The sequence below is a fragment of the Bacteroides sp. MSK.20.12 genome, from assembly GCF_019052435.1.
Classification (GTDB): Bacteria; Bacteroidota; Bacteroidia; order Bacteroidales; family Bacteroidaceae; genus Bacteroides; species Bacteroides xylanisolvens.
Genome location: NZ_JAHQVH010000023.1, coordinates 59,829 through 84,205, shown reverse-complemented (window position 1 = coordinate 84,205; position 24,377 = coordinate 59,829). Strand labels below are relative to the sequence as shown.

Annotated in this window: 22 protein-coding genes; 9 read left to right on the top strand and 13 right to left on the bottom strand. The window is 40.5% G+C overall.

The window, feature by feature from the left end; genetic code table 11:
* Positions 1 to 19 precede the first annotated feature (19 nt).
* Positions 20 to 2,122, top strand: coding sequence for a S9 family peptidase (locus tag KTR06_RS13655; RefSeq protein WP_217290427.1), 2,103 nt, complete (start codon positions 20 to 22; stop codon positions 2,120 to 2,122).
* A gap of 175 nt (positions 2,123 to 2,297) precedes the next feature.
* Here the strand turns inward: KTR06_RS13655 and KTR06_RS13650 are convergent, their stop codons facing one another.
* From KTR06_RS13650 to KTR06_RS13635, 4 genes are all read right to left on the bottom strand, one after another.
* Complete coding sequence (locus KTR06_RS13650; protein ID WP_217290426.1) at positions 2,298 to 2,804, bottom strand: flavin reductase family protein; 507 nt, start codon at positions 2,802 to 2,804, stop codon at positions 2,298 to 2,300.
* A gap of 18 nt (positions 2,805 to 2,822) precedes the next feature.
* The gene (locus KTR06_RS13645) at positions 2,823 to 3,821 is read right to left on the bottom strand and encodes an MBL fold metallo-hydrolase (RefSeq protein ID WP_009040515.1); all 999 of its coding nucleotides are present in this window, start codon (positions 3,819 to 3,821) and stop codon (positions 2,823 to 2,825) included.
* A gap of 152 nt (positions 3,822 to 3,973) precedes the next feature.
* Entirely contained in the window at positions 3,974 to 5,071 is a 1,098-nt protein-coding gene (locus KTR06_RS13640; RefSeq protein ID WP_008016256.1) for a PspC domain-containing protein, read from the bottom strand.
* A 21-nt stretch (positions 5,072 to 5,092) separates the two neighbouring features.
* Positions 5,093 to 5,419 carry a PadR family transcriptional regulator gene (locus KTR06_RS13635; protein WP_004312715.1) on the bottom strand — a complete coding sequence of 109 codons (327 nt, stop codon included), beginning with the start codon at positions 5,417 to 5,419 and terminating at the stop codon, positions 5,093 to 5,095.
* 165 nt (positions 5,420 to 5,584) lie between these two features.
* Between KTR06_RS13635 and KTR06_RS13630 the strand changes: the two genes are divergently transcribed.
* Positions 5,585 to 6,082, top strand: a complete 498-nt coding sequence (locus KTR06_RS13630) for a GNAT family N-acetyltransferase (protein WP_008643803.1) — start codon at positions 5,585 to 5,587, stop codon at positions 6,080 to 6,082.
* Between the two features lie 72 nt (positions 6,083 to 6,154).
* Here KTR06_RS13630 and KTR06_RS13625 read toward each other — a convergent pair whose 3' ends face one another.
* The 3 genes from KTR06_RS13625 to uvrA form a co-directional block, all read right to left on the bottom strand.
* The gene (locus KTR06_RS13625; RefSeq protein ID WP_008022801.1) at positions 6,155 to 7,714 is read right to left on the bottom strand and encodes a peptide MFS transporter; all 1,560 of its coding nucleotides are present in this window, start codon (positions 7,712 to 7,714) and stop codon (positions 6,155 to 6,157) included.
* Between the two features lie 97 nt (positions 7,715 to 7,811).
* Entirely contained in the window at positions 7,812 to 8,291 is a 480-nt protein-coding gene (gene ybaK / locus KTR06_RS13620) for a Cys-tRNA(Pro) deacylase (protein ID WP_008643813.1), read from the bottom strand.
* Between the two features lie 189 nt (positions 8,292 to 8,480).
* Entirely contained in the window at positions 8,481 to 11,306 is a 2,826-nt protein-coding gene (uvrA, locus tag KTR06_RS13615) for an excinuclease ABC subunit UvrA (RefSeq protein WP_008022804.1), read from the bottom strand.
* Positions 11,307 to 11,464: 158 nt separating this feature from the next.
* Between uvrA and KTR06_RS13610 the strand changes: the two genes are divergently transcribed.
* Both KTR06_RS13610 and KTR06_RS13605 read left to right on the top strand, forming a co-directional pair.
* A complete protein-coding gene (locus tag KTR06_RS13610; RefSeq protein ID WP_055234755.1) occupies positions 11,465 to 13,231 on the top strand; it encodes a LysM peptidoglycan-binding domain-containing protein in 1,767 nt (588 codons plus the stop codon).
* A 7-nt stretch (positions 13,232 to 13,238) separates the two neighbouring features.
* Entirely contained in the window at positions 13,239 to 13,973 is a 735-nt protein-coding gene (locus KTR06_RS13605) for a porin family protein (RefSeq protein ID WP_004312709.1), read from the top strand.
* Between the two features lie 266 nt (positions 13,974 to 14,239).
* Here KTR06_RS13605 and KTR06_RS13600 read toward each other — a convergent pair whose 3' ends face one another.
* The 5 genes from KTR06_RS13600 to KTR06_RS13580 form a co-directional block, all read right to left on the bottom strand.
* Positions 14,240 to 14,683 carry a DUF4293 domain-containing protein gene (locus KTR06_RS13600; protein WP_217290425.1) on the bottom strand — a complete coding sequence of 148 codons (444 nt, stop codon included), beginning with the start codon at positions 14,681 to 14,683 and terminating at the stop codon, positions 14,240 to 14,242.
* A 108-nt stretch (positions 14,684 to 14,791) separates the two neighbouring features.
* The gene (locus KTR06_RS13595) at positions 14,792 to 15,127 is read right to left on the bottom strand and encodes a DNA-directed RNA polymerase subunit omega (protein ID WP_004299989.1); all 336 of its coding nucleotides are present in this window, start codon (positions 15,125 to 15,127) and stop codon (positions 14,792 to 14,794) included.
* Positions 15,128 to 15,141: 14 nt separating this feature from the next.
* The gene (locus KTR06_RS13590) at positions 15,142 to 15,945 is read right to left on the bottom strand and encodes an outer membrane protein assembly factor BamD (RefSeq protein ID WP_004312707.1); all 804 of its coding nucleotides are present in this window, start codon (positions 15,943 to 15,945) and stop codon (positions 15,142 to 15,144) included.
* A 421-nt stretch (positions 15,946 to 16,366) separates the two neighbouring features.
* Positions 16,367 to 16,792 (bottom strand): amino acid-binding protein, encoded by a 426-nt coding sequence (locus KTR06_RS13585; RefSeq protein WP_004312706.1) that lies wholly within the window; start codon positions 16,790 to 16,792, stop codon positions 16,367 to 16,369.
* Positions 16,793 to 16,915: 123 nt separating this feature from the next.
* Positions 16,916 to 18,214 carry a phenylacetate--CoA ligase family protein gene (locus tag KTR06_RS13580; RefSeq protein WP_055234759.1) on the bottom strand — a complete coding sequence of 433 codons (1,299 nt, stop codon included), beginning with the start codon at positions 18,212 to 18,214 and terminating at the stop codon, positions 16,916 to 16,918.
* A gap of 135 nt (positions 18,215 to 18,349) precedes the next feature.
* Between KTR06_RS13580 and uvrB the strand changes: the two genes are divergently transcribed.
* Positions 18,350 to 20,380: an excinuclease ABC subunit UvrB gene (uvrB, locus tag KTR06_RS13575; RefSeq protein ID WP_008643821.1), complete on the top strand. Its 2,031-nt coding sequence runs from the start codon at positions 18,350 to 18,352 to the stop codon at positions 20,378 to 20,380.
* Positions 20,381 to 20,722: 342 nt separating this feature from the next.
* On the opposite strand, the gene KTR06_RS13570 is transcribed toward uvrB, so the two are convergent.
* Positions 20,723 to 21,424 carry an SGNH/GDSL hydrolase family protein gene (locus tag KTR06_RS13570; protein ID WP_217290424.1) on the bottom strand — a complete coding sequence of 234 codons (702 nt, stop codon included), beginning with the start codon at positions 21,422 to 21,424 and terminating at the stop codon, positions 20,723 to 20,725.
* A 345-nt stretch (positions 21,425 to 21,769) separates the two neighbouring features.
* On the opposite strand from KTR06_RS13570, the gene KTR06_RS13565 reads away from it, so the two are divergent.
* The 4 genes from KTR06_RS13565 to KTR06_RS13550 all read left to right on the top strand — a co-directional run bounded on the left by KTR06_RS13565 (position 21,770) and on the right by KTR06_RS13550 (position 24,314).
* Positions 21,770 to 22,576, top strand: coding sequence for a KilA-N domain-containing protein (locus tag KTR06_RS13565; RefSeq protein ID WP_008022818.1), 807 nt, complete (start codon positions 21,770 to 21,772; stop codon positions 22,574 to 22,576).
* Between the two features lie 120 nt (positions 22,577 to 22,696).
* The gene (locus tag KTR06_RS13560) at positions 22,697 to 23,083 is read left to right on the top strand and encodes a GxxExxY protein (protein WP_120069419.1); all 387 of its coding nucleotides are present in this window, start codon (positions 22,697 to 22,699) and stop codon (positions 23,081 to 23,083) included.
* A 54-nt stretch (positions 23,084 to 23,137) separates the two neighbouring features.
* Positions 23,138 to 23,614, top strand: coding sequence for a hypothetical protein (locus KTR06_RS13555; RefSeq protein WP_120069470.1), 477 nt, complete (start codon positions 23,138 to 23,140; stop codon positions 23,612 to 23,614).
* A gap of 271 nt (positions 23,615 to 23,885) precedes the next feature.
* Positions 23,886 to 24,314 carry an Hsp20/alpha crystallin family protein gene (locus KTR06_RS13550; protein WP_004300008.1) on the top strand — a complete coding sequence of 143 codons (429 nt, stop codon included), beginning with the start codon at positions 23,886 to 23,888 and terminating at the stop codon, positions 24,312 to 24,314.
* The last annotated feature ends 63 nt before the right edge of the window (positions 24,315 to 24,377 follow it).

The window sequence follows — 24,377 nt, the reverse complement described above, 5'->3', positions numbered from 1 at the left end:
TAAACATTTTATAAAATATATGAGACAAGCTAATTTATTTATGATGTCGGCAGCAATGTTGTTAGCTGCCTGCGGAGGAACCAAAGACGCAGGCAAAACAGATCAGGTGCTTATCGAGAAATCGGATATTAAGATCGAAGGGAAGCGCATGACTCCCGAAGCACTTTGGGCTATGGGACGTATCGGCGGATTCGCCGTATCGCCCGACGGAAAGAAAATTGCGTATACGGTAGCGTATTACAGTGTACCGGAAAACAAGAGTAACCGCGAAGTTTTCGTGATGAACGCAGACGGAAGCGAAAACCAGCAAATCACTCATACCCCGTATCAGGAAAATGAAGTGACATGGATTAAAGGAGGCACCAAACTTGCATTCTTAAGTAATGACAACGGAAGCAGCCAGCTCTATGAAATGAACCCGGATGGTAGCGGACGCAAGCAATTGACCAACTACGACGGAGACATCGAAGGTTATTCCATTTCGCCAGATGGCAAAAAGCTACTGTTTATCTCACAAGTAAAGACGAAAGAAAGCACTGCTGATAAATATCCGGACCTGCCGAAAGCCACAGGTATCATCGTGACCGACCTGATGTACAAACATTGGGATGAATGGGTAACGACAGCTCCACATCCTTTTGTTGCCGACTTCGACGGTAACGGTATTTCCAATATCGTGGATATCCTGAACGGAGAACCGTATGAAAGTCCAATGAAACCCTGGGGTGGCATTGAGCAACTTGCCTGGAATACAGCTTCGGACAAAGTAGCTTACACTTGCCGTAAAAAGACAGGACTGGAATATGCGATTTCTACCAACTCCGATATTTACGTTTATGACCTGAACACCCAAAAAACGGAAAATATCACGGAAGAAAACAAAGGGTACGATACCAATCCGCAATACTCTCCAGACGGCAAATATATCGCCTGGCAGAGTATGGAACGTGACGGTTACGAAGCCGACTTAAACCGTCTGTTCATCATGAATTTGGAAACCGGTGAGAAACGGTTTGTCAGCAAGGCGTTCGAATCGAATGTGGATGCTTTTGTATGGGGAGCAGATGCAAAGATGATTTATTTCACCGGTGTATGGCACGGAGAATCGCAGATTTATGCACTGGATTTAGCCAATGATTCGGTAAAGGCAATCACTTCAGGAATGTACGATTATGAAGGTGTAGCTCTTTTCGGGGATAAACTGATCGCCAAACGTCATTCAATGAGCATGGGTGATGAAATTTACACTGTGGCACTGGATGGCTCTACTACTCAACTGACGAAGGAAAACAAACAGATCTACGACCAGTTGGAAATGGGTAAAGTGGAAGGTCGCTGGATGAAAACAACAGATGGCAAACAGATGTTGACATGGGTAATCTATCCTCCGCAGTTTGATCCGAACAAGAAATATCCGACTTTGCTGTTCTGTGAAGGAGGTCCGCAAAGTCCGGTAAGCCAGTTCTGGTCTTATCGCTGGAACTTCCAGATTATGGCAGCCAATGATTATATCATTGTTGCTCCGAATCGTCGCGGCTTGCCGGGATTTGGTGTGGAATGGAACGAACAGATCAGTGGTGACTACGGTGGCCAGTGTATGAAAGATTATTTCACTGCTATCGATGAAATGGCAAAAGAGCCGTATGTAGACAAAGATCGCTTGGGATGTGTAGGTGCCAGCTTCGGAGGATTCTCCGTATACTGGTTGGCAGGACATCATGACAAACGATTCAAAGCATTCATTGCCCACGATGGTATCTTCAATATGGAAATGCAATATCTGGAAACTGAAGAGAAATGGTTTGCCAACTGGGATATGGGAGGCGCATACTGGGAAAAACAAAACCCGATGGCACAACGTACGTTTGCCAACTCTCCTCACCTATTCGTGGAGAAATGGGATACGCCTATCCTCTGTATTCATGGAGAAAAAGACTACCGTATTCTGGCTAATCAGGCAATGGCTGCTTTCGATGCTGCCGTGATGCGTGGTGTTCCTGCAGAGTTGCTGATTTATCCGGATGAAAACCACTGGGTATTGAAACCGCAGAATGGGGTTCTATGGCAACGCACATTCTTCGAATGGCTGGACAAATGGGTGAAGAAAGCTCCATCTAAGTAAAATTTTAAAGCACGGATTATACGAATCTCACAGTTATTTGATTCACTAAAACTGCATATTTCATATAATCTGTGCTTAACGACTTTCCAATAAAGTAAAATAAAAGAAGGCTCTGTTCTCAATCTACTTGAGTTCAGAGCCTTCTCCATTGCATCCATCATAAATCGGCTAAATCTTACTCCGAATAAATATTTTCAATTTCTACAATATACATCTTGTGGAAACCGCCATGAGCACCACCGTACCACTTTTCCAATGATTCCTTATCCAGAAAACATTCCGGTTTGATACCGTCAGCATAAAACTTCTTACACTCTAGGCTCAATCGTGCCTGCTCAAACAACACATTGCCATTTTCTGTAAACACTGGTTTCAATCCGGTCTCTTTTACTTTATCTATATTACGTCCCGACTTAGAACCACAAATAGCGTGAATCTTCTTATTTTCTTCCCCTAAGAAAGAAAGAGTCAGGTGATCGTTCTTCTCTACAAATTCATACGTATACCGTTCGGGACGGATAAAAACGAAAGCAACCGGTTTGTTCCACAGCCAACCGATGCCACCCCAACTTGCTGTCATCGTGTTAAACTTCTCTTTTGTTCCGGCCGTAACCAGCATCCACTCTTTTCCAATCGCTTCGAAAAAGTTTTCTTTCAGGTCTTTTACTTCTAATTTCTTCATCTCTTTATTCGTTTCTAATTATTTCTGTTTTTTCAATTTTACAATCTCTCCCAAATAGGGAATCTCCACTGGAATCTTCCGTTTCTTTGCTTCTGCTGCAAAAACTTTCGGAGGATCGTGCAAAGGCTCGTCAGACAAGTCGAATGTGCCATAATGCATGGGAATGGTAAGACCTGCATTCATTTCTTCGGCAGCAGTCAAGGATTCGTATGGCGATATATGGTTGGGACGCATAAACCAGCGAGGTTTGTATGCACCGATACCTAACAAAGCATAATCCGGTGCTCCGAACAGATCGGGAATCTCACGAAAATGGCTGGAATAACCCGTATCACCACTATAATAAAGAGAAATCCCATTTCCTTGCAGCATAAAAGCTCCCCACAGTCGCTGACCGCCATCGCGTACGGAACGTTTGCTCCAGTGTTGTGCCGGCAGAAACGTGATCTTCAATCCTTCATCTTCCATTTGTTGATACCATCCGGCTTCAATCACTTTCATTTCAGGGAACCATCCCTGAATCAGTTCACCGGTTCCCAAGCCGCAGAAAAGTTTCATTTGCGGGTTGTTCTTCAGTAAGCGGGCTATACTCTGTTTATCCAAATGGTCGAAATGGTCATGACTGACAAGTAGATAATCAATCTCCGTAAATATATCAGGATTAGCAGGAAATTCGCTCTGTCTTTTCACAAAAGGAATACTGCCGAACACCGGATCGAACATGATTCGCTTACCTGCTAATTGAAGAAAGAAAGAATTATGTCCGAGCCATATCAGAGAATCTCCTACCACCGCATCCAATGAGCGAAGATAACAAACTTTCGGGTCCCATTTCACCGTCTTCTTCTCTTTGCGTTGGGGATTGGGCGAAAGACGCCATTTCAACACGCTGCCCATCCCCGGACGGAAGCGATGCTGCCTGTTAAAAAAACGTCCGCGCACCATCGGATTTCCTCTCCAATAAGGATTGACTGTCGCTAAACGTTCGTTTCTCCTAAAACATATATGTTCACCCATTTTATTTCCTGAATACGTATTTACAAACTTACTAAAAAATCTCGATTTACGATGAATAAGGGAAAACAAAAAATGTACCCCGGACACACTATCGGGGTACATTTACTTATAAAAGAATAAATATTATCCTTTTTTAATAGAATGAGGCTTAGTTAACAGCAGTGTAGCCCATACAGAGGCAGTTGCCAGCCAAGAGCAGAAAGATTGATAACCATAATGACCGCACCCAATATCCATAAAATCAGTAACGACCATTTCAAACCTGTTCCCATTGGCGACCAATGGAATAGCTGGCGCAAGATAGTATACAAGAAAGCTCCTAATGGAATACCGATGAGGGCAACTCCGGCAATCGTACCTAATAATGTCATCATAGGAGAGACGGAAGCAACCGGCATCCAGTCGATGGCAGGCAACAACTCATAAAGTAAAGCTCCTCCACTGACTGCCACGGCAATTGCCGCAAATACCAACGCTACCAATACGACAGCCAATACGAACAAGACAGGGCAACAAAGAATAACAAGAGCTACCAGAAATATCTTAAAGAGAACGGCAGCAATGGAAACAAATACATCGCCTATCTTTTGAAGAAAGGTACGAGGTTTACCGGAGTTCACATAATTATTAACCCCATCTGCTACCCGTTCGAAGCCGTCTGTCACTGTTTTGCCAATATTCTCAATGGTTACCGCTTCTCCACGCATACTTAACTTTTCTGCGGCGGTACGGGCTTCCGGAATAACGAGCCATCCGATAATATAAAGGATAATCATCGGACAATAAGGTACAAACACCAGAATAATCATCAGGATACGCACCAATGTGATGTCCCAACCGAAGTAAGCTGCCAGTCCTGCAGCCACACCACCCAACAATTTATTATCCGGATCACGGAACCAGCGACGTTGGGCAGAGGTTTGCGTATTACTTTGATTAGCGGACGATGCTTGCTCCGTTCTTTTCTGTGAATCTGTATCCTCGTCAGCAATGCCAAAATCTTCCGGTTTGCCTACGCGGGCGATAATTTCTTCTACATCCGAAACTGTGATGACCTGTTTTCCTTCAGTTACTTTCTCGGCAAACAGTTCAGCAATACGCATCTCAATATCGTCTACAATTTCTTCCGCACCCTCCTGTTTACGAAAATAATGTTTCAAATTAGACAGATAATTGTCTAACAGTCGGTAGGCATCGTCATCTATATGATAAACTATTCCTCCTAAATTTATGGTCAATGTCTTTTTCATTTTTATTTCTTCTTTTTCTAATTATCTATTGGCTATATGATTCACTGTGTCGTTAAGTTCTTTCCAGGAAATTTCCAGTTCTCCCAAAAAGGTTTCTCCTTGTTCAGTGAGTTTATAGTACTTGCGGGGAGGTCCCTGGGTAGATTCCACCCATTCATAACTTAACAAGTCGTCATTTTTCAGACGGGTCAGCAACGGATACAAGGTGCCTTCCACTACAATCAGCTGGGCTTCTTTCAATTTCTGAATAATATCAGAAGCATAGGCAGGCTCTTTGTGCAGCAAAAGCATGATGCAATATTCAAGCATGCCTTTCCTCATCTGTGATTTTACATTGTCTACTTTCATTATTCACTTCTTTTAGATGGCACAAATATATGCATTACCCAAGTACCTTGCATTACAAAGTACTATAAATTAATAATAATTAAAACATTAGAGAGTGCTTACCTTATTATAAAAAGAAATAATGGCTATATTTGTGCCCGTTAAACCATAAAATAGAAAGTACGTATGTTTACAATTCGAAAAGCAACGGTAGCCGATTGCGAGCTTATTCATATGATGGCAAAGGAGGTATTCCCCGCCACCTACAAGGATATTTTATCTCCTGAACAACTGGATTATATGATGGACTGGATGTATGCTCCTTCCAATGTGCGCAAGCAAATGGAGGAAGAAGGGCATGTGTATTCCATCGCCTATAAAGAGAATGAACCATGCGGATACGTCTCTGTGCAGCAACAGGAAAAAGATGTATTCCATCTTCAGAAAATCTATGTTCTCCCCCGCTTTCAGGGTACGCATTGCGGCAGTTTCTTATTTAAGGAAGCAATCAAATGCATCAAGGAGATGCACCCGGAACCTTGTCTGATGGAACTTAACGTGAATCGTAACAATAAAGCCTTGCAGTTTTACGAATACATGGGAATGAGAAAGTTACGGAAAGGTGATTTCCCGATTGGCAACGGGTATTATATGAATGATTATATTATGGGATTGGATATTTAATAAACCAAAATGCCCCGGAACAAGTATCGTGAATGTTCCGGGGCATTTTGTTATTTAGTCAATGACGGGATTCTATTTCGCTACGCGTTCCAACCATTTTACCATTGAAAGCATTACAATCATAGAAGCACCTGTTGCGCCTACAAATACTAACCAGCAAGCCCAGATAGGAACAGTGGTATAAAGAATACCACCGATAAACAGCAGTGAATTACCCACAGCTGTTGCAGCCAACCAGCAACCTTGCATTAATCCCTGCAAATGAGGAGGAGCAACCTTAGATACAAACGATAATCCCAGAGGAGAAATGAACAATTCGGCAACTGTAAGGATGAAATACAGACCGATCATAATCCACGGAGTCACACGAATAGCATTTATTTCAGCAGCACTCATAGTACCCAACACCTCTTTCGAAGGCAATGTAAAGGAGAATACCATCAAGAATACATACGCTAATGCGGCAATACCCATACCGATGGCAATCTTCATCGGGGTAGAAGGTTCTTTACCATTCTTTTTCATTGAGCCGAACATCCACATGATAAATGGAGTCAGGAATACAACGAAGAACGGATTAACGCTCTGGAATATTTCAGCTCCCTTGATCTGCGTAAAACCTAAGTCGATATTAATAACACTCAAATCCACATAGTCACGGGCAAAATAAGTCAAAGAATAACCATTCTGGTGGAAAGATAACCAGAAGAAAATAACAACACCGAATACTGCAAACAAAGCATAGATACGTTGTTTGATTTCAGTAGCGCTCATTTGGATTTCTTCCTTATTCACAGTCGCAGTACCTTTACTGGTTTCCAATTTAGTCGCAGGATCCGGGAAGCGTTTCTTATTTGCCATATAAATAATCAGCGAAACAAGCATAGCACCAATAGCAGCCATAAAAGCATACTGAAAACCACGGTTAAATACATCAAGGTAGTTATTAACAAACATACCCATATCTGTTACAGGAGTCCCGTCAAGAACAACACTCTTAGCCAAAGTTGTCAGATTCTCCATTGCTTGTGGAGCCATATCATTTCCTTTTTCTAAATATTGATGGCACAATTCAGGTAAAGTGGCATCATAATCAAAATTGTTCACCTTCAGCCACCAGTTGCGCACACCAATAGCAATAAACGGTGCAAAAACAGCCCCAATATTGATAAACATATAAAATATCTGGAAACCGGCATCACGTAGGTTTGAATATTTAGGGTCATCGTACATCTGGCCTACCAAAGCCTGCAGATTTCCTTTAAATAAACCATTACCAAAAGCAATCACCAAAAGTCCGAAACAGGTTAATCCCAAGTAAAGAGCCATACTAGGAACAGGGGTCGGAGTAGGAATGGCAATAATCAAATAACCGATAGCCATTAATATCAGCCCTACTAAAATAGTGCCTTTAAAATTTTTCGTCTTATCAGCAATAACACCTCCCGCCAAAGCTAAAATATAAATGGAAGCATAGAACGCGGAATAAATGTATCCGGTAGTTGTCTCGGACAATCCAAATTTCGCTGAAATAAACAATGTCAAAATCGCCATCATAATATAGAAGCCAAAACGCTCTCCCATATTAGCTAAAGCTGCAGCAATCAGACCTTTAGGGTGTTTACTGAACATAGATATAAGTTTTTAGAATTAATAAATGATTGATTTAAATAAATATTTCTTGCAAATATATACTTTTTCTTGAGTTTTTGCACAATGATTTGTTAAACTACTCCTCAAATAAACGACAAATTTCTGCTCTGGATTCACGAATCAAATCTTCCGGAGCTATTTTTATCTGAAGTCCCCGTACCCCGGCACTTACATAAATATACGGAAATTCCCGGCTGGTTTCATGGATATAAGTAGGAAAATGTTTCTTCATGCCGATAGGCGAACAACCTCCCCGGATATATCCGGTAAGTGGCAGAAGTTCTTTTACGGGAATCAAATCACACTTCTTATTACCCGATGCTTTAGCTGCCAGTTTCAAGTCAACTTCATGTTCTCCCGGAATGACACAGACAAAATATCCGCTTTTATCGCCATGCAGGACAAGAGTCTTAAACACTTGCTCAATGTTTTCTCCTAAATCTGCTGCTACATGAACAGCACTTAAGTCGTTTTCATCCACTTCGTAGGGAATCAGTTCATAGGCTATCTTAGCCTTATCTAACAGCCGTGCGGCATTTGTTTTATTGATTTTCATTTTCGTTGTATTTATACTTTCTATATCTGATAAATAAAGAATTAGCGGGAGACAAAGTCCTCTATGACTTTTATTAAGGCACGAATTACACGGCTCTAATTAAATAAAAACCATGTAATCCGCGCCTTAATTAATATGATTAGAGATAGTTGACTTTATTGGGGGAACGCACTCGCTCTATGCTTCAAATTAGAGCCCCAGTTCTTCGCGAAGAAACTTAGGTGTATATCCCTTAGGGCTCTTCGCAACCTCTTCCGGTGTTCCGTAACTAAGGAGTTCTCCCCCGCCCTTACCCCCTTCAGGGCCCATATCGATAATATAATCCGCCATTTTAATCACATCCAGATTGTGTTCGATGACGATAACCGTATTCCCTTTATCTACAAGCTTATTCAGTACTCCCATCAGTACACGGATATCTTCAAAATGAAGTCCGGTAGTCGGTTCATCAAGGATGTAAAGGGTCTTGCCTGTATCTCTTTTCGACAGTTCCGTTGCCAGTTTCACACGCTGGCTTTCTCCACCGGAAAGAGTGGTAGAAGATTGTCCCAACTTTATATATCCGAGTCCGACATCCTGCAATACTTTTATCTTATTCAAGATTTGCGGAACGTTTTCAAAGAATTCTACGGCACGGTTGATTGTCATGTCCAATACATCGGCAATCGATTTTCCCTTGAAACGTACTTCCAGTGTTTCCCGGTTATAACGTTTGCCGTGACATACTTCACAAGGCACATATACGTCAGGAAGGAAATTCATTTCAATTGTTTTATAACCATTTCCCGTACAGGCTTCACAACGTCCGCCTGAAACATTAAAGGAAAAACGTCCCGGCTTGTAACCGCGAATCTTAGCTTCCGGAAGACCTACAAACAGATTACGAATATCAGAAAACACACCAGTATAGGTAGCTGGATTGGAACGTGGCGTACGTCCCAAAGGTGATTGATCGACATTCACTACCTTATCGATGTTTTCCAATCCTTCAATCGAATCGTATTCCAAAGGATCCTGCAAAGAACGGTAGAACTTCTGCGATAGAATCGGTTGCAGAGTTTCATTAATCAAAGTAGATTTCCCGCTTCCTGATACACCTGTCACACAAATTAGTTTACCTAACGGAAACTCCACGTCAACATTCTTCAGGTTATTCCCTTTCGCTCCTTTCAGCCAGATAGATTTCCCGTTTCCTTTTCTACGCTTGGCGGGGATTTCTATCTTCATCTTTCCATTCAGGTATTGCGAAGTCATCGTATCGGTCTTCAGCATCTCCTGGGGAGTTCCTGCAAAAACAACCTCTCCACCGAGACGTCCGGCTTTCGGTCCCATATCGATAACATAGTCGGCAGCCAGCATCATATCCTTATCATGTTCCACCACAATCACGGAGTTTCCCATGTCACGGAGTTCTTTCAAGGAGTTGATAAGACGTAAATTATCACGCTGATGCAGACCGATACTCGGCTCGTCGAGAATATAAAGCACATTCACCAATTGAGAACCAATTTGTGTAGCCAAACGGATACGCTGGCTCTCACCACCGGAAAGGCTGACAGAACTACGGTTCAACGCCAGATAATCCAAACCGACATCCAGCAGGAACTTTAAACGTGTACGAATCTCTTTCAGAATCTCCACTGATATTTTCTTCTGCTTATCGGAAAGGAACTCATCTACCTTCATCAACCAGTCATACAGCTCGTTGATGTCCATGTTTGCCAATTCATTAATATTCTTATCGTGGATGCGGAAATGCAGAGCTTCCTTATTCAGGCGAGCCCCTTTACATTCAGGACAAACCGTTGTTTTGGCAAATTGTTCCGCCCATTTCTGCGCTGTCGCAGAAGCATCTTTCTCCTGCAACATCTGAATATACTTCACCACTCCTTCATAGGTAACAAAGTAATCGGATGAAGTGCCGATCAGCGAACTCTTGATTTTAATCCGTTCGTCAGAGCCATACAACACTTCATCAATCGCATCGTCCGGCAACTCCTTAACCGGTGTTTTCAACGTTACATCGTACTTCTCAAGCAAAGCACCGATTTGCCAGAAAATCATCGCATTCTTATATTTTCCCAAAGGAGCTATCGCACCTTCGTAAATGGAAAGTTCACGATCGGGAATCACTTTGTCCACGTCAATCTGATTGACTACTCCCAACCCTTTACACTTCGGACATGCGCCTTGCGGTGAATTGAATGAGAAGTTATGCGGAGCAGGTTCACGATAAGACAACCCGGTGACAGGACACATGAGTCGCTTACTATAATGCCGGATACTTTCGGACTGGGCATCCAAAATCATCATCAGCCCGTCTCCCTGACGCATGGCAGTTGCCACACTCTGTTTCAGGCGCCGGTCGTCTTTCTCTGCAACCACTAATTTATCGATAACCACTTCTACATCGTGGTTCTTATAACGGTCGAGCTTCATACCATGCGTGATTTCACGCACTTCTCCGTCTACTCGTACATATAAATATCCTTTTTTACGTATCTGTTCAAAAAGTTCTCTATAATGTCCTTTACGTGAACGCACCAATGGCGCCAGCAAATATATTTTCTTTCCTTTATAATCTTTCAGAATCAAATCCAGAATCTGCTCTTCGGTGTATTTCACCATTTCTTCCCCCGACAGATACGAATAGGCGATTCCCGCACGGGCATACAACAAACGGAGATAATCGTAGATCTCGGTAGTTGTTCCTACGGTAGAACGGGGATTTTTATTCGTTGTTTTCTGTTCAATGGAGATAACCGGGCTCAAGCCTGTTATTTTATCAACATCCGGACGTTCCAGATTGCCCAGGAAATTGCGGGCATAGGCTGAAAAAGTTTCGATATAGCGGCGCTGTCCTTCGGCAAAAATCGTATCGAAGGCTAAAGAAGATTTTCCACTACCGCTCAATCCGGTGATAACAGTCAAGCTATTACGGGGAATCTCGGCATCAATATCCTTCAAATTGTGCACGCGCGCACCGTACACATTAATATATTCTGTTTCCTGCATATTCATATCCTTCCATAAATGTTGCAAAATTAATGTTTCCGCCCGAAATATGCTCCTAAAAAAGCACAATATTATTTTCTTAACTCAAATCTTATGAAGATATAGGGCATTATTTGTACCTTTGTTCCTTGATTTCAAGAACCAATAGTTATAATTTGATGAAACCGATAAACCGAATATTCTTATTTCTGCTTTTTATAAGCGTTTCATACGCTATCAGTTATGCACAGGAAAACCAATCTTATTTCTTGCATACCATCGAAAAAGGACAAAGTTTATACTCCATTTCCAAGATGTATAATGTCACTACGTCAGACATCATACGTCTGAATCCTGGTTGTGACGAAAAAATCTATGCCGGACAGACCATCAAAATCCCTACCGGGAAAGAAAGCCAGAAGGGAGAAACATTCCATACAATCCAAGCCGGAGAAACATTATACAAACTGACAACGATGTATAATGTGTCCGCCAAAGATATTTGTGAAGCAAACCCAGGTTTGAGTGCCGAGAATTTCCGTATCGGACAAGTTATTCTGATTCCGCAGAAAAAAGAAGAACAAACTGACGCCGTAGTTCAAACGCCTACTGAACAATCGACTATTCAAGGTCCTGTTGTTCCGAGATGCAAAGATATGCATAAGGTAAAGCGCAAAGAGACTATATTCAGCGTGAGCCGTGAATACGGAATCAGCGAGCAGGAGTTGATTGACGCTAACCCGGAACTGAAAAAGGGCATGAAAAAGGGACAATTCCTTTGCATCCCCTACCCGGCAGCAACCACCGTACAACCTACACAGAAGGAAGATCCATACGCTGTTCCTCCCAGCAATAGCGAGCTTTTCCGCAAAAATAAGGAGACTCCCCAAAAGCTGTCTACTATTAAGGCTGCCTTGTTGTTGCCTTTCCAGGAGGACAAACGCATGGTGGAATATTACGAAGGTTTCCTGATGGCAGTAGACAGTCTGAAACGTACGGGCGTTTCTCTTGATTTATATGTATATGACAGTGGAAAAGACATTTCTACATTAAATACGATTCTTGCCAAAAACGAGATGAAGAGTATGAATATCATCATCGGTCCGATGCATCAAAATCAAATAAAACCATTGTCAGACTTCGCGGAGAAAAACGATATACGCCTGGTGATCCCTTTCTCTCAAAAAGGAGAAGAGGTATTCAAAAATCCTGCTATTTATCAGATTAATACGCCTCAATCTTATTTATATTCAGAGGTTTATGAGCATTTCACCCGCCAATTCCCTAATGCGAACGTTATTTTCATCGAACCGTCGAGTGCTGACAAGGAGAAAGCAGAATTTATCAGCGGCTTGAAACAAGAGTTGAAGAGCAAAGGAATTCCTATGAGAACCGTCAGCGAAAGCGCAACTAAAGAAACATTGAAAGCAACACTTCGCAGTGATAAAGAAAACATTTTTATCCCGACATCGGGCAGTAATGTTTTACTGATTAAGGTACTCCCTCAACTGACGTTGTTAGTCAGAGAGAATCCTGCAGAAAAAATTCACCTGTTCGGCTACCCGGAATGGCAGACTTACACCAGAGATCATCTGGAAAATTTCTTTGAGTTGGATGTATATTTCTACTCTTCATTCTATACGAATACATTGTTTCCGGCAGCCGTGCAATTCACCAACGCTTATCATAAATGGTATAGTAAAGATTTGGCAAGCAAATACCCCAATTACGCAATGCTTGGCTTCGACACCGGTTTCTTCTTCTTGAAGGGATTATCGCTCTATGGCTCGGAATTGGAAAACAATCTGCCTAAGATGAACCTGACGCCAATCCAGACAGGATTCAAATTCCAGCGCGTGAACAACTGGGGAGGATTTATTAATAAAAAAGTGTTCTTCATACGTTTCACTAAGAATTTTGAATTAGTAAAACTTGACTTCGAATAATACGAAAATGATAAAGATAAAACCATTTTTGATTGCAACACTCCTACTTACGGGATTTGCTCTTCCTGCCACTGCCCAAATTGGAGAAGCACGCAGCAATTTATCAGTAGGTGTTAATGGAGGTGTCAACTTAAACAGTGTTTCTTTCACTCCCAGCATCAAGCAAAATAGCTTGATGGGAATTACCGGAGGCTTGACGGCACGTTATATATCCGAGAAGTATTTCGCCATGATTTGCGGTGCACAAGTCGAATTGAATGTATCACAAAGGGGTTGGGACCAATTGTTTGAAACGGTATCATTGGACGATAACGGATATGAAGTCACCTCGAAGGATCCGAGCAAAACTTATACCCGCAAAATGACCTATATTGATATTCCTTTTCTAGCCCATCTTGCTTTCGGACGAGACAGAGGATTACAATTCTTTGTTCATGCAGGTCCTCAAATCAGCTTTCTGATAAGCGAATCGGAAACAATAAAAGGTATTGATATGAACACCTTATCCAATACACAGAAAGCGGTGTATGGAGTTAAGATTCAGAATAAATTCGACTACGGTATTGCCGGTGGCGGCGGTGTAGAACTCCGAACAAAGAAAGCCGGCAGCTTCATCGTTGAAGGCCGTTACTATTTTGCGCTGTCCGACTTTTACAGCACCACAAAGAAAGACTATTTCGCCCGTGCAGCGCATGGAACAATTACCATAAAGCTCACGTACCTATTTGACTTGAAGAAATAAAATCCTCTCCCTCCTCCCTTTCGAGAGAAGGAGCTTGAATATCTACAAAGCATCGCTTTAGGGATGCTCTTTAAATAAATAAGGCAACTAACTCGCAATGAATTAGTTGCCTTATTTGTATCTTTAAAGCAGGGATATTCAGTAAATGCACCGTTTTAGGGATGCTAAAGCATAGCTTTAGAGAGCAAAAAGCACCGCTTTAACTCTTATAAAGCGATGCTTTTCATTAATCATATTAACGAATTACCCAGATATAGGGAAAAGTCTTATCTCAATCTATCCGCAGCCTTTACCATCACCTCATCGCGTCCAATAGCACGAACAGCCAATATATTCAGAATGATGGAAATAAGTGGTAAACACAACGCCCAGCCTACCCGGAACATATTTGCATCATTCTTCAACGCAAAATAAAAAGCAAAGGCAGCAATGTAATAACCAACCAACAACAAGCTATTGAAAATCGTCATGCGAATCTGCAACATACGGTTCTTATATAAAAAAATGGTAGCCACGGCAACGATAGTACTAAGCATCAGAATCCCGAATAAACCCCATGTAGACTGAAAAGCGTCGTTTATTTCCAATCCTAATGCCTTAAAAGGATGTTCGCCCATTGTATCAATGAAGTAACCTATCGGCATACACATAGCTGTAATCAGCAATCCTGCAACAATCAATAAATAAACAGTTTGAATTCGTTGAATCATAAGTATTCTAAATAGTAGTTGAGTTAAACAATAATAGCCAAGCAATAAGGAGTAGGGATAATCATCCCACTTACTACTTGACTATCAAATTCTTCGTCAGAAAATAAATTACTGAAGTTTTTCTTTCTCCTTAGCCGGATTTCTATAATATATTTTCCCTTCGATGTATTCTTGCGTAGCAATCAAGTCCGGTTTCGGCAATTTCTCATAATAACGAGAAATTTCGATTTGCTCTCTATTTTCAAACACTTCTTCCAAGTTGTCATTGTAAGAGGCAAACTCTGCCAATTTCTTTGAAAGATCGTTTTTGATTTCTACACTGATCTGATTAGCACGCTTGCCAATAATGGCAACAGTTTCGTAAACATTACCTGTATCAGCACAGAGTTCCATCATGTCACGGGTTACTGTTGTAGCAGGAGCATTCGTTTTTTTGTAGTCCATAAATCTATTTAAATTTAGTCTTTAATTACTTTCTGTGATTCATTGAATATTTTCTCGGCTTCTTTCAAATATTTACTTTCAGGAAATTCATTCTTGAAAGCATAATATTCGTCCACTGTTTCGCGGTAACGATCCATCTTCTTGTCTTCTACACTATAGATAGCCATTTCGTGTCTTGCACGCAGAATCAAGATAGAAAGTTCTTCACGATAGTCAGTATAAGGATAATCTTTCAGTGCATTTTGAGCTGTGATTACACAAGACTCATAGTTATTGCCTAAATAATTACCCAGATTATAATATAATCTTGCAGAATAAAGTTCTTTCAAAACCAGCTTATCCTGCAAAGCAAAAATCATATCCTGTGCTTCCTGCTTCTTTGTGCTGTTCGGGAAATACTCCATGAACATCTGCAACTGCTGGATAGCCTGATAAGTGCTTGATTGATCCAAACGTGGTTCCGGGGTATCCAGGAATAAAGCTTTACCTGCATGAAAACGTGCCAGTTCGGTAAAAGTACCACGGGGATACGTATTGAAATAGGTGATAAATGTTTGGGCAGCTGTCTGATAATCTTTCTGATTATAATAACTCATTCCCAACATATACAAAGACTCTTCCGCTTTATCGGTTCCTTTCAGAATGGTTATCAACTCATTCAGCAACGTAGCTGAACGATTATACTGTCCCTTCGCAAAATAGTTTTTGGCGGCTTCGTACTTGTATTCGTAATCGGTGCTTTTCAGCAATTTATTGTACTCTCCACAAGATGTCAGAGTAGCCGCCGCAAGCAAAGTTATAATGATATTTTTCTTCATCCTATTTAAAAATAATGCGCAAAGTTACTTATTCGCTGGGAATTTAGCAATTAATCTGTGTTTTTTAATACATAAAAGGCGTTAAACATCGACAAAAGGAGAGAAAATGACGTCGAAATGCAAACACCAAACTGTAAACGACAGGTAATAAACGAATCACACAGAAATCATGATTGACATAAATCTGACGAACAAACATCAGATTCCTTGTTATAAGGCAGAAAAGAACTTGTTATAAGGCAGAAAAAAAATAGTGACGGTATATGCCCGGGATAGTGACGGTATCGGTGAAGCATACCGTCACTATCCACATCGGATAGCGTCACTATTTTTTATAGCAGAAAACGGCAAACAAATGTGTTATCCCATTCAAAGACAACACAGCTATTTACCGTTCCCTGTTTATCGTTTACTGCTATATCTACAGCTTGTACAAATCACTTGCAGCCAGCAGATCGACTTTCTTTTCTTTCAATACCTCGATACATTTATCCAGATTGCTAGGGCGAATTACCACATTTGCAATATTGTTATTGGCAAACGAATACATATATTCAATAAATACACCCTCGTCTGATAAATATCCCAGCACTTTTGCCAAAGCACCCGGTATATTGGGACAGCTTATACCTACTACATCAGTCACATTCACTGCAAAATGATTATCTTTTAAAGCTTTGTATGCTCTATCCGGATCGGATACAATTCCACGCAAAATACCAAAATCAGCATTTTCGGCAATGCACAAGGCAGAAAGATTGATATTTTCTTTCGCCAGCACTTCAGTCACTTCCGTCAAACGGCCTGACTTATTTTCCAAAAAGATAGAAAGTTGTTTTGCTACCATATTTATTAAAGTATTAAGTAATAAGTATTAAGTAACAAGCATTAGGTATTAGGCAACAAGTATTACCGTAGTTCCAAGATCACCCGCATGGTTAATACTTAATACTTAATACCTAATACTTATTTATATTTTTCTGTTATCAATCACACGTTTTGCTTTACCTACGCTACGCTCAATGCTGCGAGGCTCTACCAATTTCACGTTGACTCCCAATCCAAGTACGCTTTGCAAACGTCCTCCCAGCTTTTTCTTCAAAGCCAGCATTTTGTTGATCTCATCAGAATAGAATTCCGGACGTACTTCAACCTGGAGCTCCATCGTATCGGTATTATTTTCACGACCCACTATCAACAAATAATGCGGTTCAAATTCTGCCATTTCAAGGATAACGGATTCAATCTGTGTCGGGAATACGTTTACACCACGGATAATCATCATATCATCACTGCGTCCCAAAATACGATCCATACGTACTAATGTACGACCACAAGAACATTTATCATAATGCAAGGCAGTCAAATCACGCGTACGGTAACGGAGCAATGGCATCCCCTCTTTGGTGAGGTGGGTAAACACCAGTTCGCCCATTTGTCCCGGCTCAACCGGTTGCAAAGTATTCGGATCGATAATTTCCGGGAAATAATGGTCTTCATTCAAGTGAGTGCCGTTCTGACATTCGCACTCGTAACCGACACCCGGTCCGGCAATCTCACTCAACCCATAAATATCGTATGCTTTGATTCCCAGTTTCTCTTCAATTTCATGACGCATATTTTCCGTCCAGGGTTCCGCACCGAACGCACCGACTTTCAGTTGAAATTCTTCACGTGGCAAACCGGAATCTTTGATTGCATCTGCCAGGTAAAGCGCATAAGAAGGGGTGCAACAAAGCACTGTCGATCCGAAATCATGCATCAAGGTAATCTGTTTTTCAGTGTTGCCACTGGACATCGGAATAACAGAAGCACCGATATTCTCGGCTCCGGCATGTGCTCCCAGTCCGCCCGTAAACAGTCCGTATCCGTATGATACCTGAAAAATATCAGAACGGCCCGCTCCGTAAGCGGTAAAAGCGCGTGATATACATTCCGCCCAAGAGGCCAAGTCCTTACGGGTATATCCGACAACCGTCGGCTTTCCGGTCGTTCCGGAAGAGGCATGAATACGTACAATCTGGCTCATCGGCACGGCACAAAGTCCGAACGGATAATTATCTCTTAAATCATGTTTCGTGGTAAACGGCAGTTTTACAATATCATCGATACTATTGATATCATCGGGGGTTATTCCCATTTCCTGCATCTTCTTTCGATAGAAAGGAGTGTTGTGATAGACGTAATCTACAATTTTCTTGAGTCGTATGCTTTGAATCTTGCGAAGACTTTCGCGGTCCATACACTCAATGCTCTCATTCCAAATCATGTGTTTCTGGTATTACTAGTTGTATGAATCTGTTTTTTGATATTAATATGTTGCAAAGTAAAGGATTTATTTGGAAAAATGATTTGTTATCTCGATTATTTTACCGAATATTGCTCCACTTTTTAGGATTTAACTATGAATTATGAACTAACATCAGCTTACAAACCTACCGGGGATCAGCCGGAAGCGATAGCGCAACTGACTGAAGGGGTACTTCAGGGAGTTCCCGCACAGACTTTATTGGGAGTGACCGGATCGGGAAAAACATTTACCATTGCCAATGTGATCGCCAATATCAACAAACCTACGTTGATTTTGAGCCATAACAAGACATTGGCTGCCCAGCTCTATAGTGAGTTTAAAGGTTTCTTCCCCAATAATGCGGTAGAATATTACGTTTCTTACTATGACTATTATCAGCCGGAGGCCTATCTCCCGAGCAGTGATACTTATATAGAGAAAGATCTTGCCATCAATGACGAAATCGACAAGCTTCGACTCGCGGCCACTTCTGCCCTACTCTCCGGACGAAAAGACGTGGTAGTGGTTTCTTCCGTATCTTGTATCTACGGTATGGGAAATCCTTCGGACTTCTACAAAAATGTCATTGAAATAGAACGGGGACGGATGATGGACCGCAATGTCTTTTTACGTCGTCTGGTAGACAGCTTGTATGTCCGCAATGATATTGACTTGAACCGTGGAAATTTCCGCGTTAAAGGTGATACTGTGGATATCTATCTGGCTTATACCGACAATCTGCTCCGTGTCACCTTTTGGGGGGATGAGATTGATGGTATAGAAGAAGTAGATCCTATCACAGGAGTCACTATCGCACCATTTGACGCCTATAAGATTTATCCGGCCAACCTGTTCATGACGACCAAAGAGGCTACTCTCCGTGCTATCCACGAAATAGAAGATGATCTGACCAAACAAGTGGCATTCTTCGAGTCTATCGGTAAAGAATATGAAGCCAAACGACTATATGAACGGGTGACTTACGATATGGAAATGATACGGGAATTAGGGCATTGCTCCGGAATTGAGAATTATTCCCGTTATTTCGACGGTCGTGCTGCCGGCACTCGTCCTTATTGTCTGCTCGATTTCTTCCCGGATGATTTTCTGATTGTCATTGACGAAAGCCACGTAAGTGTACCCCAAATCCGTGCGATGTACGGAGGAGACCGTGCACGTAAAATCAATCTGGTGGAATATGGTTTCCGATTGCCTGCGGCTATGGACAACCGTCCGTTGAAATTCGAAGAGTTTCAGGAAATGGCGAAACAGGTAATTTATGTCAGTGCCACACCGGCAGATTATGAATTGATTCAGTCTGAAGGTATCGTCGTAGAGCAGGTGATTCGTCCTACAGGACTGCTTGATCCTGTCATCGAAGTGCGCCCGAGCCTTAATCAGATTGACGACTTAATGGAAGAAATCCAGCTCCGCATTGAAAAGGAAGAACGCGTACTCGTCACCACACTAACCAAACGAATGGCAGAAGAACTGGCAGAGTATCTTCTTAATAATAATGTAAGATGTAACTATATCCATAGTGATGTCGATACATTGGAACGTGTGAAGATTATGGATGATCTCCGGCAAGGAATCTATGATGTGCTTATCGGAGTCAACCTGCTCCGTGAAGGACTCGATCTTCCGGAAGTGTCGCTCGTTGCTATTCTTGATGCCGACAAAGAAGGATTCCTCCGCTCCCACCGTTCACTGACGCAAACCGCAGGACGTGCTGCCCGTAATGTAAACGGCAAGGTAATCATGTATGCGGACAGGATGACGGATAGCATGAAACTGACGATTGACGAAACCAATCGCCGCCGGGAAAAACAGTTGGCATACAATGAAGCAAACGGAATTACTCCTCAACAGATTAAAAAGGCCAGAAACTTGTCGGTATTCGGTAATGCAAAAGAGGCGGATGAACTGCTAAAAGAAAGACATGCTTATGTAGAACCTTCTACTCCGAACATTGCAGCAGATCCGGTAGTGCAGTATATGAGTAAAGCGCAAATGGAAAAGAGTATCGAACGTACTCGCAAACTGATGCAGGAAGCAGCCAAGAAACTCGAATTTATTGAAGCTGCACAATACCGTGACGAGTTGTTGAAACTGGAAGATTTGATGAAAGAGAAATGGGGGTAAAAACTCCCATTCTTCATATATTACATGAGAATTGCCAAGGGATAAAACTCTTAACAAACCTGTAACACAGGATTTAATCTATTAATTAGTGTTATAAAAACACCAATTAGCAGCTTATAATTTGCAAAGTTGCCAAAACTCCGTATCTTTGCACTGTGTTTTTCATAGTATTAGATTTAAGGTTAACAAAGGTTGGAGCAAGGCGTTGCTCCTTTTTTTATGTCTATACGTCATCTAAAACCTTTTCAACAACTATATCCATAGAAGTGCACATTCACAATAAATGCTGCCCAACTTGATTATCAGACAGCATTTATATTTCAAAATTTACATCAATAAACCTTAGAGCGCTTTCTCAATAGCAGCTTTTATCAATGGCTCCATTATATCATACCCCTCGCCTGTCGGATGCACTCCATCTTTAGTATATTGGGGATTCAAGGCCTGATTTTCATCCACCATTGCCTTATAATAATTAACAAACGGAATTTTATTAGCTTTTGCATAAGCCTCAATCCGATCATTTAAAGATTTAATTTTCTGTGGAACATCTTTTATTTCCATTCTCCATTTAAATGCAGCAGCAGGCAATACGGAAGTCAGAATCACTTTTATCTTATTTGCTTTTGCTAATTCTGCCATAGAAACGATGTTTCCAAATGTATAATCTTCATTATAAGTTTGTGTATTTTCGGCGACATCATTTGTTCCGGCATTAATCACCACTAAAGCAGGAGAAAGATTAATCACATCTTCCCGAAAACGCAACAAGAATTGGTAAGAAGTCTGCCCACTGATTCCACGACCGATATAACCGTTTGATTTGAAAAAGTCCGGATGAGTACGTACCCAGCCCTCCGTAATGGAATTTCCCATAAAAATAACTCGTTTGTCTTTCTTCGTCGCCTTTGGAAGTGCAGCATTTTGTTTTGAATAACGAGCTAAATTTCCAAAATCATTTTTCTGTGCATAGCTTTCTCCTATTGAGAAACTCAAGCAAACAACAGCCAATAACATCCATTGGCTTAATCTTCTTTTATCCATGTTTATATTAAGTATTAGTAATATGATATTTTGCGCAAAGATAAAAAAAACTCCATACATAGACGCCCAAAATATCGAATAACCGTTAAGACGAAAGAAGTTTTTCTTAATCTATGTTATATAACATGCTATTTTACTTGGATTATTTGCTAATTTCCCAAGAGTCCGTATCTTTGCACTGTGTTTTTCATAGTATTAGATTTAAGGTTAACAAAGGTTGGAGCAAGGCGTTGCTCCTTTTTTTATGCCTATATATTAGAAGTGAGTTTAACATACCTTGAATAAAAAGTGATATACATTTCTTTATTCCCAAATATAACTTTACCTTTACTGAAAAATCAGAATATGGCAAAGATTACAGTTCAGACCACAGACGTTACTATCTTAAAGATCAACGATACAGATTATATTTCTTTAACCGACATAGCTAAATACAAGACAACAGATGCTAATACTGTTATTGCCAACTGGCTACGTAATAGAATGACTATTGAATATCTAGGATTATGGGAAATATTATATAACCCCCATTTTAAACCCCTCGAATTCGAGGGGTTTAGAAAAGAAGCAGGTTTAAATGCATTCACTCTTTCTCCTCAAAAATGGATAGAAACGACCTGTGCTATTGGACTCATATCCAAATCCGGAAGATATGGCGGCACTTTTGCTCACAAAGATATTGCTTTCAAATTTGCAAGTTGGATTTCTGTTGAATTTGAGTTATATATAGTAAAAGAATTCCAACGTCTCAAAGAGCAAGAGCAAGCTCAAATTGGTTGGTCAGCAAAACGAGAACTATCTAAAATTAATTATCATATTCATACTGATGCAATCAAGCAGCATCTTATCCCTCAAGAAATCACTCCACAGCAAGCATCCATGATTTATGCCAGCGAAGCTGATATCCTTAATGTAGCTATGTTTGGAATGACTGCCTTAGAATGGCGTGATACACACCCTAATTTAAAAGGTAATATTCGTGATTATGCCTCAATCAATGAACTTATCTGCTTATCAAACATGGAAAATTTAAATGCCGTTTTCATAAATGAAGGTTTGACACCCAAAGACAGACTTATCAAATTAAATCAAATAGCAATTCAACAAATGAGCATACTAGAAGATATCAAAAATAAAAAGTTATTGAAATAATTTATGGAACAACAAATTCAACTCAACGACCACAACAAGCAGGAGTATCCTCCTATGCATACGAAAGAGACATATTATTTTGTTTTTTAGACAAAAGAACATAAGAACAAAAGAAGGAATATGGAAATAGAAAGTTTGATAAAAACTATTATTCAATGTGCTTATGATGTAAGAACACACCTTGCAGCAGGTTTTCTTGAGAATGTTTATCAGAAAGCATTGATAATAGAATTAAAAGAAAAAGGTATTCATGCAGATACAGAAACTCCTATTAATGTATATTACAAGAATGAAATTGTAGGAGAATTTAGAGCTGACATAATCGTAGAAGGAGAAATAATCATTGAACTTAAAGCGGTACAGCATCTTCTTCCTATACACGAAACACAATTAGTAAACTACTTAACCGCTACCGATACAGACCACGGCTTATTAATAAACTTTGGTGGTGAACGTATCGAAATAAAAAGAAAATTCAGAGAATATAAACATAAAAATAACACATAAGAAAAAATATGTTCTTTTGTTCTTATGTCTAAAAGCAATAAAAACTTGTCTATTATGGAAATAAATCAAGCAGCTCCAAAATTTCAGGATGTGTCAATTGCTCCTATGCATACAGCAGAGCATTTACTCAATGCAACCATGGTAAAAACCTTCGGCTGTCCACGTTCTCGCAATGCCCACATCGAAAGAAAAAAGAGCAAATGTGATTATATACTTTCGTCATGTCCGACAGCGGAACAAATCCAGTCCATTGAAGAGATAGTAAATGAAGCAATCAGTCAAAACCTACCTGTGACTGTTGAATATATGACACATGAACAGGCCAAAGACATCGTAGATTTAAGCAAACTACCTGCTGACGCAAGTCCTACCCTTCGCATTGTCCGCATTGGAGATTATGACGCCTGTGCCTGTATCGGATTGCATGTATCAAATACTTCTGAAATGGGAACTTTCAAAATCATTAGCTATGACTATGACGAAGAAAGGCAAACATTAAGAATGAGATTCAAACTAATCGAGAAGAAATAGACATATTATCAAATTAATATCTATCTTATATAAAATAAATAAAAATAGAATACATTTTGTCATTATTATTGCAAAATTGGCATTATTATAATGACAAATAGACAATTTTAGTCTCAAAAATCACTTGGCATAAGGTTTGCACTTATAGAAGCGAACAATGGTTCGAGAGCAGACGATGGAAACCGGGACAACCGGTACCATCAGAAGTGAAAATACCGAAGTTCAAGAATAATTAACTGAATGTTTAACTTAAAGATAGGAGACTAAAATTATGATGCCTGTTAGAAGAACTCAAAGTTGGTTACCAAGTATCTTTAATGATTTCTTTGATAACGATTGGATGGTAAAAGCAAATGCTACTGCACCTGCAATTAATGTTTTGGAAACAGAAAAAGAATACAAAGTGGAATTGGCTGCTCCGGGTATGACGAAGGATGATTTCAATGTTCGCATTGATGAAGATAATAACCTCGTTATCAGCATGGAGAAGAAGACAGAAAACAAGGAGGAAAAGAAAGACGGTCGCTATCTGCGTCGCGAATTCTCATACTCTAAGTTCCAGCAAACAATGATTCTACCGGATAATGTAGACAAAGAAAAAATTGCTGCATCTGTAGAACATGGCGTTCTAAATATCGAACTTCCGAAACTCTCTGAAGAAGAAGTAAAGAAGCCAAATAGACAAATCGAAATAAAGTAATACAGTAACCACTTACTATTCACCGGAGACGGTGATGAAAAGGATCAAAAACAGCTCTCTCCC

Bases quoted from the DNA above. Each gene is read 5' to 3' on its own strand.
- KTR06_RS13655 (WP_217290427.1), top strand. From the start codon at position 20: ATGAGACAAGCTAATTTATTTATGATGTCGGCAGCAATGTTGTTAGCT.
- KTR06_RS13650 (WP_217290426.1), bottom strand. From the start codon at position 2,804: ATGAAGAAATTAGAAGTAAAAGACCTGAAAGAAAACTTTTTCGAAGCG.
- KTR06_RS13645 (WP_009040515.1), bottom strand. From the start codon at position 3,821: ATGGGTGAACATATATGTTTTAGGAGAAACGAACGTTTAGCGACAGTC.
- KTR06_RS13640 (WP_008016256.1), bottom strand. From the start codon at position 5,071: ATGAAAAAGACATTGACCATAAATTTAGGAGGAATAGTTTATCATATA.
- KTR06_RS13635 (WP_004312715.1), bottom strand. From the start codon at position 5,419: ATGAAAGTAGACAATGTAAAATCACAGATGAGGAAAGGCATGCTTGAA.
- KTR06_RS13630 (WP_008643803.1), top strand. From the start codon at position 5,585: ATGTTTACAATTCGAAAAGCAACGGTAGCCGATTGCGAGCTTATTCAT.
- KTR06_RS13625 (WP_008022801.1), bottom strand. From the start codon at position 7,714: ATGTTCAGTAAACACCCTAAAGGTCTGATTGCTGCAGCTTTAGCTAAT.
- ybaK (WP_008643813.1), bottom strand. From the start codon at position 8,291: ATGAAAATCAATAAAACAAATGCCGCACGGCTGTTAGATAAGGCTAAG.
- uvrA (WP_008022804.1), bottom strand. From the start codon at position 11,306: ATGCAGGAAACAGAATATATTAATGTGTACGGTGCGCGCGTGCACAAT.
- KTR06_RS13610 (WP_055234755.1), top strand. From the start codon at position 11,465: ATGAAACCGATAAACCGAATATTCTTATTTCTGCTTTTTATAAGCGTT.
- KTR06_RS13605 (WP_004312709.1), top strand. From the start codon at position 13,239: ATGATAAAGATAAAACCATTTTTGATTGCAACACTCCTACTTACGGGA.
- KTR06_RS13600 (WP_217290425.1), bottom strand. From the start codon at position 14,683: ATGATTCAACGAATTCAAACTGTTTATTTATTGATTGTTGCAGGATTG.
- KTR06_RS13595 (WP_004299989.1), bottom strand. From the start codon at position 15,127: ATGGACTACAAAAAAACGAATGCTCCTGCTACAACAGTAACCCGTGAC.
- KTR06_RS13590 (WP_004312707.1), bottom strand. From the start codon at position 15,945: ATGAAGAAAAATATCATTATAACTTTGCTTGCGGCGGCTACTCTGACA.
- KTR06_RS13585 (WP_004312706.1), bottom strand. From the start codon at position 16,792: ATGGTAGCAAAACAACTTTCTATCTTTTTGGAAAATAAGTCAGGCCGT.
- KTR06_RS13580 (WP_055234759.1), bottom strand. From the start codon at position 18,214: ATGATTTGGAATGAGAGCATTGAGTGTATGGACCGCGAAAGTCTTCGC.
- uvrB (WP_008643821.1), top strand. From the start codon at position 18,350: ATGAATTATGAACTAACATCAGCTTACAAACCTACCGGGGATCAGCCG.
- KTR06_RS13570 (WP_217290424.1), bottom strand. From the start codon at position 21,424: ATGGATAAAAGAAGATTAAGCCAATGGATGTTATTGGCTGTTGTTTGC.
- KTR06_RS13565 (WP_008022818.1), top strand. From the start codon at position 21,770: ATGGCAAAGATTACAGTTCAGACCACAGACGTTACTATCTTAAAGATC.
- KTR06_RS13560 (WP_120069419.1), top strand. From the start codon at position 22,697: ATGGAAATAGAAAGTTTGATAAAAACTATTATTCAATGTGCTTATGAT.
- KTR06_RS13555 (WP_120069470.1), top strand. From the start codon at position 23,138: ATGGAAATAAATCAAGCAGCTCCAAAATTTCAGGATGTGTCAATTGCT.
- KTR06_RS13550 (WP_004300008.1), top strand. From the start codon at position 23,886: ATGATGCCTGTTAGAAGAACTCAAAGTTGGTTACCAAGTATCTTTAAT.